This window comes from Deefgea piscis (assembly GCF_013284055.1).
In the GTDB taxonomy this organism is placed as follows: Bacteria; Pseudomonadota; Gammaproteobacteria; order Burkholderiales; family Chitinibacteraceae; genus Deefgea; species Deefgea piscis.
Map to the genome: position 1 here is coordinate 2,976,382 of NZ_CP054143.1, position 12,981 is coordinate 2,989,362.

Below are 12,981 nucleotides of genomic sequence, written 5' to 3' on the forward strand. Positions count from 1 at the left end.
CAGGGGGAATCATGCCAAAAACACTACTTATAATGGCCTTGATCAATATACCCCTACACTGCATCGCAGCAACAATCACACTTAATATTGATCGCCAAATCGATCCACAAACCTTTCCACGTTACGGACTCAATCTCGGTGGACCATCCTACTGGGGTGCCGAGCAATTACGCGCCAATATTGTGCGTAATCCTGGATTTATGCCGCTACTGGATCGCAGTATCGTGCTGGTCGAGCAAGTCGAGGGTCGGCAAATTAAAGACAAAGATGCTTGGGTCGCTCGCCCCGACGGATTTTGGACTGGCGGACGTTATCAGATATTGAGTGGTGCTCATGCCAACATGCAAGGACGCATCTTTGACTATCGCCGCAAAGCACAAAGTAATGGCTTGTTTTGGCTCGATCAAAACCTCAATGAACTGCGCATTGGCGACGCCATCAGCGTAGAAAAAACCAGCCAATCACAAGCGATTCCTCAGTGGTGGAGCTCGGGCCGGACCAGTTTAGTGGCGAAAAAAGAAGGTGGATTCGCCGCGAGATTACAGCCGAGCCAGCAAACTGCAGCCGCATTAGCAAGCTATTTTGATTCCTTAGGCGGAACAGCGGGACGCCTGCTTCCTGTTGCGGGCGACTGGCAGTTAAAATTTAAAGTACGCAGCGAGCGCGCTGGCGCCAAACTGCAAGTTCGCTTTGCACGAGATAAGCAAACCGCTTTTGTGCACCAAACCATCGAGCCCACCGCTCAATGGCAAACCATCGAGCTAGACTGGCGGGGTAGCGAAGGCGTATCGAACACCTCAGCCCCCCTCTCGCTCACATTTCAAGCCGAGGGCGACGGCGAGATTTGGGTTGATGACGTCTACCTTGGCGAAAAATCACCGTTACCGAGCGGATTTCGACGTGTCGTCGTTGATACACTCAAAACATTGCGACCAGGCTATCTGCGCGACTGGCAGGGACAACTGGGCGACAATGTGCCCAACCGATTTATCGGCGAAATGGCGCGCCACCCTATCCGCTATCGACCCGGCGAAAATGAAAGCTTTTTTGCCTATAGCATCCCTGATTTTTTCTCTTTGTGCGCCCAAATCCAAGCCCACCCCTGGGTTGTTGGCCCAACCACGTTATCACGCGCAGAATGGTTTAATTTTGGTAAGCAACTTAGAATCCACGCCGATCAAGCCCAATTACGTGAAGTCGTACTCGAATTTGGTAATGAAAACTGGAATGCTCTATTTCGCCCGGCAGGTTTTACCGATGTTCGCCAGCACCAGCAAATTGCCGATGAAGCGTTAGCTGCCGCAAAAAAGGGCTTTGGTGATGGCAGCAAACTCATTACCGTGGTGAATGCGCCATTTTTATGGGGCGATAGCCCGGGAGCGATCATTCATAGCAAAGTCGCTGATCGCGTCGCCGTTGCCCCCTACTTCCTTTATAAAATCGACAACAATGAAACAGAAAAACAATTGCGTCAGCGTGCACTGGCCAGCCAACTCCCACTGCTTGTCAAGCAACAACAGTTAAGTAAAGCCAAGAATAAACCGCTCGCCGTGTATGAAATCAACTTTCACAGTTCCATGGGAAATGCACCCGCCGCACTACGCAATTTAGTGTTAAACAATGGCATTGCAGGAGTGGCATTAGCACGGCAACTCATTGATTCATCGCTAGTGGGTATACGTGAACAGGCGGTTTATACCTTGGCGGGATACAGCTTAAAACTGGAAAATAGCTTAGGTGACGTACCCCTTTTTGGAATTAGCCGCGATCTCAGCGAAGCAAACCGTTTGCGCCCAACAGGATTAGCACTGGCCATGCTCAACGAAGTAGCTGGTGGGCATATTCACGCAGTGGGCTGCACCAGTGAAACCGATGCTTGCAACGCATTGTCCGCAGTCATGTTTAACAAGGAACAAAAGCAGCAGTTTGCTATCGTCAATGCCAGTGAATCTTCACACTCGCTCAGAATGCCATGTCGTAGCCCAATTAAGTGGGCCATTCTCAACGGACATAAAATAAGCGATCACGAACTAGCGGGTAGCAAGCTAATTCAAAACAGCAAGGCCAATTGCCTCAATGGTGTTACCTCTATCACACTGCCCGCGCAAAGCTTACTCATCGCCACGCCTGAGCGCTAAAGATGCAATTCATCATCTACTTAGCCCCGCTGATTACGCTGTATATCCTCTTGCAGCGCGGTGTAGCTGAAAGCGTCATTCGTGGCTATTTACCCATTTTGTTACTTTTGCCCGATTGCTATCGGGCAATGACGCCCGGTTTGCCAGACCCGAGTTTTAATCAAGCGGCAATCTTGCCGCTATTCTTGGCCGCATTTTTTACGCAGCGGCGCGACTGGCAACTTTCGGTCACCGATTTACTCGTCATCGGATTTGCCTCCTGCGTGGCTTATTCCGAATTTAGCAACGCGGGTTACGCCGAAGCGCAAAATCTAATGTTTGCGATGCTGGCCTCTGTTGTTGCCCCTTATTTTTGCGCCCGCTGGTGCTTGCGCTCAATGGATAGCGATATCGCTGCCGCCCGCGTCTTTGTTATTTGCTGTGTTGTGGTTTCGGCCATCTCAATTTATCAATTTCGCTTTGGCGTCAATTTATGGCACTTAATACTTGGTCCATTTTTTCCTGGCCAAGGTAATGGCTGGGTTACGACTTTCCGGCATGGGTTTGCGCGGATTGCCGGTCCATATTCGCATGCTATTTTGGCTGGCATTATGTTGGCGATGGCGTGGCGCCTCGCCCGCTGGCTGCAATGGGCCAACTGCTGGGAAGAGAAAATCAGACACTTTCGTCTACCCGGCACCAAAACACAGTGGATCAACGGCTTATTACTGCTAGGTATCATCATGACGATCGCTCGCGGCCCTTGGCTAGGCGCTTTGGTCGGTGGCGTCTTAATTTGGGTTTCGCACGCCAATGATCGAGCAAAACGCCTGAAATGGGTGCTGGGTATTTTTGTGATTGGTGGTCTCATCGGGCAAATGGCACTCGATGCCTATCTCGACATCAAACCGGGTACGGTGATGACGCAATCACAAGAGTCGGCATTTTATCGCAAAGAACTCATGGAAAAATATGAGGCCATTGCGCTAGAGCATGCGGCATTTGGCTGGGGGAGAAACACGTGGCCTAAAGTTGGCGGTATGGAATCCATCGACAATTATTACTTGCTATTGGCACTGATGCACGGAGTGATTGCGCTGGGATTTTTGCTGGCCTTAATGCTCTGGATGACCATCCGACTTAGCGCGCGTGGGCTTAGCGAGCCAGCCAGCCGAGCGTCGCTGCCGTTTACATTTGCCGGCATCATTACCATGATGTTTATCTCTTTGGGCACTGTGTATTTAGGTGAACAACCGATGCCTGCCTTCTTTTTTATTCTGGGTTGGGCCGAAGCGTATTTACAGCGAACAAGCCAAGTCAGCAGCCAACTCGCAGCGGCGCCACACAGCGTAAAAACCAGCGAATCAGCGGCTTTTCGCCATGTGATGCATTAATTTTCGCGCTGCTTTGTACAACTTTACAATCCGTACACATTTACCCCTGAGCTGTTCGCAATAATGTTTTTAACTCGCTCAGGAGGTGGATGATGAAACGCTCTTATCAATTAGCTTTATTGGTCGGTACACAATTATTAGCAGGGTATACGATTGTAAACAGCACTATTCAATGGCCATACTATGGTACCCCTATCTCAGGGCAATACTTTAATACCAGTGGCAAACCCACAATCAGTGAATTTACCACCACCATCCCCAACACCTTGCCAGCCCTTCCCAGTGATTTACTCAACAAAGTCAAATACACCCTGCCTGAGGGCAAAGACATACGCCTCAATCCACAAGGCTTAATGCCCGATACCGATAACAAAACCAATGTTCACTTCACGCAAACCGCCGAAGTGTGGGTAACTTTCCTCTCTGAAGGCGCGGGGTATTTAAATTCGGTCGGTTATTTCAGTTACGACACGGCCAATCCTCCGCAACTTCGCAGCCAAGTTAACGAAAAAATGATTTTTGCCAATGCCTCAATGCCCTCACCACTCACGGCGGCGACCACCACGGGCAATACGGTCTATCTCGGTACGTTTCAGCCTGGGCAATCACTGGGCTTTATGATTGTCGCCAATGGTTGGTCGAGTACTGGGCGTAGCGTGAATGGCACACGCGTGCCAGGCGTCAAAGATTACGCCGATCCAAACGCCATTTTCTATACGCTAAGAAGCCTCAATCCCGAAGTATCAGACTCACGCAATTTAAATACCCATACGCTGATGCTTAAAGATCTCAGCGATAGCTCGCCGACCTATCAACGTCTGGTGATTGGTTTTGAAGACATTAACCGCGTAGTGGGTGGTGACCATGATTTTAATGATGTGGTGTTAGCGATTCATGTAACGCCAAAAGCGGCAATTAGCAATATTGATACGCTGGGTACCCTCGTGACCACGACCGATCCAGATTCCGATGGCGACGGGGTAAAAGATGCGCTGGATGAGTATCCAAATGATGCCAACAAAGCATTTAGCCGCTGGTATCCCAGCCAAAATGGTTGGGGCACATTGGCGTATGAAGATAAATGGCCTGCCAAGGGTGACTTTGATTTAAATGATTTAATCATGCGCTATCGCACTCAAGAAATCATGAATGCATCGCGTCAGATTGTTTCGATCAATATGGAATACCGGCTCGATGCCCATGGCGGGATATTGCCAACCGGTTTTGGGGTGCACTTACCCAATATTGCCGCCAATAAAATCGGTAGCGCCAGCCGGCAAATCAATAGTGCAACACCCCAAGCGATAACGCCAGAAGGTGGCCAAAGCGAAGCGGTCATTGTGTTGTACGACAATATCCAACCCTATGCCATACCCACCCAAGCGGGCTGCCAATTTTTTAATACGGAAGTGGGCTGCACTCGCCAAACAGGCACCAACTTTAAAGTAGCGCTCAACTTTACAACACCACAAGCATCAACGCTGTTTAGCTCTCCGTATAACCCGTTTATTTTCCGCACCGATCGCCGCGGCCAAGAGACGCATTTACCCGGAAAACCCGCCACCAATAAAGCCGATACCACACTCTTTGGTAGCCAAGATGATCGCTCGGTAACGGGCACCAGCAACACCTACCTCGATGCCAACAAATTACCTTGGGCACTGGACATTCCGTATGAGTGGGAATACCCCAAAGAGCGCACCGATATTGTGCTAAGCCACCCGAAAATCGCCGACTGGGCTATTTCTGCGGGAACCAGAAGCACTGACTGGTACTTCACCAGCTTGGTAAACAGCTTGTTATATCGTGGCCAATAAAGGAACTCATCATGCAAAAATCATCATTCATCTGCTCGATTAGTCTACTACTCACGCTTGCTGCTTGTGGTGGTGGCGGCGGTGGCGGCGGCACGGCTAGTCCTACCCCCGTTGCACCAGCCAGCCCAACGGCTACCCCTATCCCATCGCAAAGCGCTTACCAGTCACTATCGGATGTCAAAGTGGGCAGCAATATGCGCTGGCAGCTCAGTAGCCGTAAAAACCTCTCATTGAGTGTCAAATACAGCAATAACAGCTTGGCGACTGGGGTTGTCATCAAATTGTTTACCTATACCACCACTGATCCTCATGCCAGCCAAGCACCCGCTTCAGTCACCTCAAGCCCAAGCGAGGCGGTGGCACTGGCGTTGATCGATACGGTGTTAACCGACAGCAACGGACAAGCCACTTGGGAGGTCGAACTGGCTAACTCGCAAACCAGTGTTTTGGCCATCATCAGTGACGGTACACAAACACAAACTCAGATTATTCAACTGGATCAAACAGGCCCAATTAACCTCACCTTATAAATCAGCAAAACCTCAGCACAGGCGACCGAATGGGTCGCCTTTTTTTGCCAAGCATCACCTTCGATTGAATTTGCAATCTCGACACAACTTAAGTACTGCGCCGCGCTTTAATCAATACAGAAGCTTAACGAGGAGCGAAAAATGTCTAATTCAAACCGCATCGCGTATTTAGTCAGTGCTTATCCAGCAACGTCGCATGTGTTTATTTTGCGTGAAGTGTTGGGTCTTCGAGCCAGAGGCTTTGAGGTGCACACCATCAGCATTAACGCCGATACTCGACAAGCCGCGAGCTTATCGAAGCTAGAACGCGATGAGCAATACCAAACGCTGGTGATTAAAAACTGGCCACGCTGGCAAATCATCAGCGCTGTTTTGATGGTTTGTTACTCGTTTCGCTTCGCGTGCTGGGCGGCGTTATGGCAAAGCTTTGCGCTGGCCAAACCAGGCTTGCGCGGCCACGCTTTGGCGCTGGCGTATTGGCTCGAAGCCGTGTTAGTCGCTCAACATTTACACAGCAAAAAAATCAACCATCTACATGTACATTTTGGCAATGAAGCGGCAATGGTCGGCGTTTTGTGCAAAGCCATTTGCCAATGCCAACTGAGCTACACCATCCACGGGCCGGATGAGTTTTACGAAGTTCGCACGCAGCAACTTTCCGCCAAAGTGGCCGCGGCCGACTTAATTATTTGCATCAGCCAATTTGCCCGTAGCCAGCTGATGCTGATTTCTCGAGTGTCAGAATGGGCAAAAATCCAAGTCATCCGTTTAGGCATCAATACCAGCTACGCCCTAGCAAATACCCGTAGCCAGCATGCTCAGCCTACCTTGTTGTGCGTTGGCCGCCTAACGCCAGCCAAAGGACAAAGAGTGTTACTGCAAGCCATGCAGCAATTGAGCGAACTTGGCCCATGCCCACGTTTATTACTTGCCGGCGCCGGAGAAGACGAAGCGCAATTACGCAAAATGGTGCAAGTGATGGGGCTGAGCCAACAAGTGCAGTTTTTAGGTGCACTCAATAGCGAAGCAGTTCGATCGCTGTATCTCGAAGCCGATATTTTTGTCTTGCCAAGTTTCGCCGAAGGGATCCCTGTGGTGCTGATGGAAGCCATGGCCAGTGGCCTGCCGTGTATTAGCAGCCAAATCACCGGCATCCCTGAGCTTATCGAGCACGGCCAAAACGGATTATTAATGAGCCCCGGTGACGCCAGTGGCCTTTGTTTGGCAATCAAAGCCTTAATCGACCATCCCGAATACGCACAACAGCTTGCCAATGCCGGTAAAAACCAAGTCGCCAAAGCGTATAACTTAGATCGCAACTTAGACCAGCTCGCGCGATCTTTTGGTGTCTTTCACCAGGAGCCAGATCATGTTTAAGGGGATGCTCAACTTGCTTCGTCGCTATGTATCTCGCCAAGCAATAGAACACAACTGCTTTGTCGGCCTATACCGCCGCTTGTGCCAGCCAATGGGTTGCGAATGGGCCCGATACCTCAAACGCTGGGGCGGCTTTTATGCCATGGGTGAGCAGTGTGTGATCAATATGAATGTGGTCATTACCGATCCGAGCTACCTCAAGCTGGGCCAAAACATCCACCTCTCCGGCTGCACACTATTTGGCCACGACGGTTCGGTCAATATGGTGAACCAAGCGTTGGGTTTGAATTTGGATCATGTCGGCAAAATCGACATTCGTGACAATGTATTTATTGGCCATCAAGCCATCGTATTACCCGGTGTCACCATCGGGCCGAATGCGATTGTTGCTGCCAATTCAGTCGTGACACGCGACGTCCCCCCAAACTCAGTCGTTGGTGGTGTTCCCGCTAAAGTGCTTTGCAGCCTAACTGAGTGGATACAGCGTACCCAAGCAGCCAATGCCAATTTGCCTTGGGCCAATGAATTTGCTCAACGTCAACACGGGCTAGAACCAGAAAGCCCCGCATTGCGCGTTGCTCGTATCCACGCCTTTTTTGGCGAGGGAGTACATCATGCTCATTGAACCACTACAAACCACGCTAAGTATTGCCAGCGCTTTGGCAGCGATCTACACCCTACCGGGTAGCTGGGCTTTAGCCCGCTGGAGCTGGGCCGCGCGCCGCGCAGCGATCAGCCAATCTGCGGCTGAATCGAATGCCAATATTATAATACTTATCCCTGCGCATAACGAAGCGGCAACGTTGCCACGCACCCTGCCCCCGATTCTGGCACTCGCTGAGCAAGATGGTCGCTGCACCGTGGTGGTTATTTGCGATAACTGCAGCGATGCAAGTGCTGATATTGCCCGCCAATTAGGCGCCAACGCTTTGGTGCGCCATAACGAAACAGCTCGCGGCAAAGGGCATGCTCTGGCGTATGCGTTTCAAACTTTGCCTGATCGGCCGTGGTATTTAATTGTCGACGCCGACAGCCGACTTGACCCACCGTTTTTATCGGTTTTACGGCAAAAGATCAGCAGCAATCCCGCTGCCGTGCAAACCCGCTACGAGCCAGATTGCGCCGCAGAAGATCCACTCGCCGATTTAAAACAATGGGCCTTACATGCATTTAATGTTGATCGACAACGCGGTCGTGCCAATTTAGGCGAAAGCGTGAGTTTGCTCGGCAATGGTTTTGCCGTCTCCAGTGCGACCTTAGCCAAAGTGCCTTACCAAGCCGGCAGCAACGTTGAAGATTTTGAATACCAACTGCGCTTGCAAGCCGCCAATTTAAAAATCAGTTGGCTCGAAGACGTCGCCGTGCATGGTGAGATGCCGTATGGCCAAAGTGAAAGTACCCAAAGAGCACGCTGGGAAGGCGGCCGCATTGCCATGCTGCGCCAATTTTTTGGCTACTTTAGCCGGCAACTACTGCGTGGCAACCGCAGCGCTTGGCCAGCGCTACAAGAATTACTGCTCTTGCCTTTGAGTTGGCATGCCTTGTTATTGGCTTTGGCTTGCCTCGGTGGCGTAATCAGCACTGGACTAGGTTTGCTCGGTGTAGTGATTTTATTGGCACATGTGACACAAGCTTTATTCGCTCTCCCTACTCGCCAAAGACGTGGCGCTTTACTTGGCCTGCCTCGTTACTTGCTATGGAAACTAACTCAACTACCGGCCATCTTGCGGGGCCGCGCAAAAAACAGCCCATGGTTGCGCTCTCAGCGCCAAGCCGAAAGGAGCAATACCTTATGAAACCAAGCCTTGCGATCGATCTCAGCGTCATTGTGGTTAGCTACAATAACGCCCCAGAAATTTTATCGTGTATTGCCAGTATTGAAGCGGCCTGCGCAGGCTTACGTTATGAAATTTTTGTCGTCGACAACGCCAGCCAAGATCATTGCGCGGCGATGGTTGCCGCACATTGCCCACAGGTCAGCCTGCTACAAAGTGAAGTCAATCTGGGCTTTGCCGCAGGCAATAATCTAGCGATGGCGCAGGCACAAGGCCGCTATATTGCGCTGGTTAATCCTGATGCCCGTCCCGAAGCGGGCTCACTCAATCAAGCCGTAAGCTGGATGAGTATCCATCCCGATGTTGGTTTAGCTGGGGGCCGTTTATTCAGTGAAGATGGGCGCGATCAACCATCGGCACGGCGTTTCCCATCTTTACTCAATGATTTTCTTGCGCTCAGTGGTCTTTCTGCACGCTTTGCTAGTAATCGTTTTTTTGGCCGCTGTGACCGCACTTGGGCCAACCCTGCTCAAGCTGCTCAAGTGGACTGGGTTCCAGGGGCATTTACACTCATTGCCCACCATGCGCTTGAACAAGTTGGTTTTTTTGATGAGCGATTTTTCTTGTACTACGAAGAAGTCGATTTATGCCAACGCATGAAACAGCGCGGATTTGAGGTGTGGTATCAACCCGAATGGCGTGCGGTGCACATTGGCGGCGTCTCTTCAGCGCGGGTTACTGGCGCCCATTTTAACCGTCATGGCAGTCAACTTTCCTTATGGCGCATGCGCAGTACATTGCTGTATTACCGTAAACATCATGGCTGGCTAACTGCCAAATTAGATAGTTTATTAGAGCAAAGTTGGCATGCACTAAGACAGCACCGCAATCAGTTGTTTTGCGAACGCCAACAGGCCATCGAGAAAGCGCAAGAATCGGGGGCTTTACGCCAACTATTGCAACAAGCTTGGTGCGATACAGCCGGCGGGCGTCGTTCACCACCAACGCCATGGTAATCGAGGTGAGTCATGTTTGAGTTAATTCGAGAAGACTGGCAAACCTATCAACGCGATCCTTGGCGGCAAGGACTGTGGGTAATGATGGTGTATCGCTTTGGTCGCTGGCGCTATGGGATTCACAATCCATTGCTGCGCAAAATGGCCTCAATTATTTATAAATGGTTCAAGATACTTAGCCAAATCCTCACTGGCATCGATTTGCCTTGCGAAACAACGGTTGGCCGACGCTTTCGGATTGATCATTTTGGCGGCATTATTATCAGTGGTGACGCCATTATTGGTGACGATGTGATTTTGCGCCACGGCGTCACTTTGGGGTTAAAACACGAAGGCGAACGCGGCGCACCGCGCTTAGGCCATCGGGTGGAAGTGGGTGCGGGTGCAAAAATTTTAGGCAATATTCAAATTGGTGACGATGCCAAAATTGGTGCCAATGCGGTGGTTTTAATCGATGTGCCTGCCGGCGCTATTGCGGTTGGGATACCTGCAAAAATCATTCAAAAAAACCATTTACAGTAAAGGAAACGAGCCATGTTCAATCTTGCTTATTTTTTTAGCTCAGAACAAATCCCAGCTAATGAAAACAAAATCAATCCGACTGTAAGCCTATTGCCCTGCCCTGATGTAATACGTGATCCAGCACAAATCGCCAAGCAACTCAAAGACCAAGTCCAACAAGCGCGCCAAGGTTTACTATTGGCGCTGATAGAAAGCGAGTCTCAAGCGGTCAGTCTCAAACATTTTGATCTCGATTTTGAAACTCAAAAAATTGAAATTGAAGTCAGTGAGCTGCAATCCCAGCTTGTTCACAAATACCTGACGCTAATTGGCAATTGGCATGAATATCGAATTGCGTTCTCCAGCGAGGTGTTGGCGCAATTATCTCGGCATCGGCTGACGTTGGCGTGGCCGACAGAAATCATTCACACCACAGGACGCGAATATTTTCGGCTCCACCCCGCACATAAAGTACCGGTATTGATCAACACACCAGCAGGGCAGCTTGCCTGTTCCCTCTACGATCTAAGCGAAGGCGGTATTGGGCTAAATATCGCCGCCAGTGATCAGGCGTTTTTCCAAGCGCTATCAGGCTATGAAGCGCTCATCGAGCTAGCGGGCCAGCGTCTAATCACACAGCTGCGCATGTGCCGTTATCACGCTAGTGCGACCACGACAAGCAGTAGCAGCGCACGGATTGGATTAGCCTTCACCCATATCGCAATTGAAGAGCAAGCAAAGCTAAGAAAACTGATCATGCAACTTCAATCCCGTCACTAAGCTCGGTTACTTGCTGTAGACACTCAAGTTTTACACTCCCGCCACAATCCCATCCCTTGCTTCGCCTTTAATAGCAATACGACCTCAGTCGGTCTTTTTGCCAAGGAGAGCATGATGAACCTCATTAATAGCCATGAACAAGATGACCTAACCGTTATTTCATTCAATATCAACAACTTGGATGCGAGCAATGCCGATGCATTTCGCAAGCAAGTCCGCCCCACCCTAGAAAAATCAAAAAAAATTGCAATCGATATGTCGTCGCTGCAATTTGTCGATAGCTCGGGGCTCGGCGCGCTACTGTCTTGCTTGCGTTTTTGTAATGAGCAAGACGGCAATCTCGTGCTATTTGGCCTTCAGCGCACCGTCACCGCGCTGTTTGAATTAATGCGCATGCACCGCGTTTTTAATCTTTTCGATTCGATTGATGAAATTGTAGGAGCCACATCATGAAAGCGCTGATTCTGGCTGCAGGCCAAGGAACTCGGCTGATGCCACTGAGCCGAGATTGCCCGAAACCCATGCTTCCCATTTTGGACAAACCCGTTCTTGAATGCTTGATCGAGCATCTGGCCAGCCAAGGCGTTGATCAAATCATCATCAACACCAGCTATCTGGCACCTGAAATCGAGAATTACTTTTCCAGCGGACGTCGCTGGGGCGTTGAACTCGCGTTTAGCTATGAGGGTTACGAAGAAGAGGGTCAACTGCATAATGAGCCATTGGGCTCAGCAGGCACAATCCGTAGTATTCAACAACATTCCGGTTTTTTTGACGATACATTTATTGTGCTATGTGGCGACGCGCTTTTAGATTTAGATTTGCGCGCACTGGTGGCGGCACACCATGAAACAGGCGCTCTGGCGACCTTGGCACTGAGCCGTGTCGAGTCTGAAAAAGTCGCTCAATATGGCGTTGCCGTCCTTGATGACTTGGGGCGAATCATGTCGTTTCAAGAAAAACCAAAACCAGCGGAAGCCCTTAGCAATCTGGTCAATACAGGGGTGTATGTCTTTGAACCAGAAATTACAAAATACATACCAGAATATACCCCTAGTGATCTAGGTAGTGAAATCTTCCCCGCTTTAGCTCGCGATGGCCGTGCGATTTACGGCGTTGAAATGGATTTCAATTGGATTGATATTGGCCGAGTTGCTGATTATTACGCCGTCCAAATGAGCGCAATTGCTGGCAAAATACCTTGCATTGCTCGCTCAGGCAAAGAAATTATGCCTGGCGTTTTTGTTGGTGCAAATACGCGATTTGATCCTCGCCGCTGCCACATCGAAGGCCCAATGGTAATCGCCGACAGCGTCACCATCGAAGATGGTGCAACCTTAATCGGCCCACTTTTCATTGGCCGCGGCTCGGTGATTGAGCGTGGCGCGTGCATTGATCGTAGTTTGGTCTTTGAATACACGCGAGTGGGAGCGCAAGCCACACTCAGCAAAATGCTAGCTAGTGGTCGTTGGTGTGCACAACCCGATGGCTTCACGATTGATCCACAACAGACAGGAATTTGCTGGATCCTGGCCGACAGCCGTACGCCACGGAAAAACATCTATCAACAAGAACAATTATTTCTGGAGCAAATCAATGATTTCCCACCGATAGTTGAGTTGATCGAGCAAATTAACCGCGAACATGCTTGCTCGCGGCCGTGGTAAAGCGATT

At 50.2% G+C, this 12,981-nt stretch carries 12 protein-coding genes; all 12 read left to right on the forward strand.

What is annotated here, in order from left to right:
• Positions 1-11 precede the first annotated feature (11 nt).
• The 12 genes from HQN60_RS13900 to HQN60_RS13955 all read left to right on the forward strand — a co-directional run bounded on the left by HQN60_RS13900 (position 12) and on the right by HQN60_RS13955 (position 12,974).
• On the forward strand, positions 12-2,138 hold the full coding sequence (locus HQN60_RS13900; RefSeq protein WP_173534222.1) for a hypothetical protein: 2,127 nt from the start codon (positions 12-14) through the stop codon (positions 2,136-2,138).
• 2 nt (positions 2,139-2,140) lie between these two features.
• Complete coding sequence (locus tag HQN60_RS13905) at positions 2,141-3,511, forward strand: O-antigen ligase family protein (RefSeq protein ID WP_173534223.1); 1,371 nt, start codon at positions 2,141-2,143, stop codon at positions 3,509-3,511.
• A gap of 89 nt (positions 3,512-3,600) precedes the next feature.
• The gene (locus HQN60_RS13910; RefSeq protein WP_173534224.1) at positions 3,601-5,328 is read left to right on the forward strand and encodes an LruC domain-containing protein; all 1,728 of its coding nucleotides are present in this window, start codon (positions 3,601-3,603) and stop codon (positions 5,326-5,328) included.
• A gap of 11 nt (positions 5,329-5,339) precedes the next feature.
• Complete coding sequence (locus tag HQN60_RS13915) at positions 5,340-5,858, forward strand: hypothetical protein (RefSeq protein ID WP_173534225.1); 519 nt, start codon at positions 5,340-5,342, stop codon at positions 5,856-5,858.
• Between the two features lie 141 nt (positions 5,859-5,999).
• Entirely contained in the window at positions 6,000-7,235 is a 1,236-nt protein-coding gene (locus HQN60_RS13920; RefSeq protein ID WP_173534226.1) for a glycosyltransferase family 4 protein, read from the forward strand.
• A complete protein-coding gene (locus tag HQN60_RS13925) occupies positions 7,228-7,860 on the forward strand; it encodes an acyltransferase (RefSeq protein WP_173534227.1) in 633 nt (210 codons plus the stop codon). The genes HQN60_RS13920 and HQN60_RS13925 overlap by 8 nt, the downstream gene beginning before the upstream one ends.
• Entirely contained in the window at positions 7,850-9,031 is a 1,182-nt protein-coding gene (locus tag HQN60_RS13930; RefSeq protein WP_173534228.1) for a glycosyltransferase family 2 protein, read from the forward strand. Before HQN60_RS13925 ends, HQN60_RS13930 begins: the two co-directional genes overlap by 11 nt.
• Positions 9,028-10,026: a glycosyltransferase family 2 protein gene (locus tag HQN60_RS13935; protein WP_173534229.1), complete on the forward strand. Its 999-nt coding sequence runs from the start codon at positions 9,028-9,030 to the stop codon at positions 10,024-10,026. The genes HQN60_RS13930 and HQN60_RS13935 overlap by 4 nt, the downstream gene beginning before the upstream one ends.
• 12 nt (positions 10,027-10,038) lie before the next feature.
• Positions 10,039-10,548, forward strand: a complete 510-nt coding sequence (locus tag HQN60_RS13940; protein ID WP_173534230.1) for a serine O-acetyltransferase — start codon at positions 10,039-10,041, stop codon at positions 10,546-10,548.
• Positions 10,549-10,560: 12 nt separating this feature from the next.
• Positions 10,561-11,307 (forward strand): PilZ domain-containing protein, encoded by a 747-nt coding sequence (locus tag HQN60_RS13945; RefSeq protein WP_173534231.1) that lies wholly within the window; start codon positions 10,561-10,563, stop codon positions 11,305-11,307.
• A gap of 111 nt (positions 11,308-11,418) precedes the next feature.
• Positions 11,419-11,760 carry an STAS domain-containing protein gene (locus HQN60_RS13950; RefSeq protein WP_173534232.1) on the forward strand — a complete coding sequence of 114 codons (342 nt, stop codon included), beginning with the start codon at positions 11,419-11,421 and terminating at the stop codon, positions 11,758-11,760.
• Positions 11,757-12,974 carry a nucleotidyltransferase family protein gene (locus HQN60_RS13955; protein WP_173534233.1) on the forward strand — a complete coding sequence of 406 codons (1,218 nt, stop codon included), beginning with the start codon at positions 11,757-11,759 and terminating at the stop codon, positions 12,972-12,974. Before HQN60_RS13950 ends, HQN60_RS13955 begins: the two co-directional genes overlap by 4 nt.
• Positions 12,975-12,981: the final 7 nt, after the last annotated feature.

Coding starts and splice junctions, on each gene's coding strand:
- HQN60_RS13900 (WP_173534222.1), top strand. CDS start 12: ATGCCAAAAACACTACTTATAATGGCCTTGATCAATATACCCCTACAC.
- HQN60_RS13905 (WP_173534223.1), top strand. CDS start 2,141: ATGCAATTCATCATCTACTTAGCCCCGCTGATTACGCTGTATATCCTC.
- HQN60_RS13910 (WP_173534224.1), top strand. CDS start 3,601: ATGATGAAACGCTCTTATCAATTAGCTTTATTGGTCGGTACACAATTA.
- HQN60_RS13915 (WP_173534225.1), top strand. CDS start 5,340: ATGCAAAAATCATCATTCATCTGCTCGATTAGTCTACTACTCACGCTT.
- HQN60_RS13920 (WP_173534226.1), top strand. CDS start 6,000: ATGTCTAATTCAAACCGCATCGCGTATTTAGTCAGTGCTTATCCAGCA.
- HQN60_RS13925 (WP_173534227.1), top strand. CDS start 7,228: ATGTTTAAGGGGATGCTCAACTTGCTTCGTCGCTATGTATCTCGCCAA.
- HQN60_RS13930 (WP_173534228.1), top strand. CDS start 7,850: ATGCTCATTGAACCACTACAAACCACGCTAAGTATTGCCAGCGCTTTG.
- HQN60_RS13935 (WP_173534229.1), top strand. CDS start 9,028: ATGAAACCAAGCCTTGCGATCGATCTCAGCGTCATTGTGGTTAGCTAC.
- HQN60_RS13940 (WP_173534230.1), top strand. CDS start 10,039: ATGTTTGAGTTAATTCGAGAAGACTGGCAAACCTATCAACGCGATCCT.
- HQN60_RS13945 (WP_173534231.1), top strand. CDS start 10,561: ATGTTCAATCTTGCTTATTTTTTTAGCTCAGAACAAATCCCAGCTAAT.
- HQN60_RS13950 (WP_173534232.1), top strand. CDS start 11,419: ATGATGAACCTCATTAATAGCCATGAACAAGATGACCTAACCGTTATT.
- HQN60_RS13955 (WP_173534233.1), top strand. CDS start 11,757: ATGAAAGCGCTGATTCTGGCTGCAGGCCAAGGAACTCGGCTGATGCCA.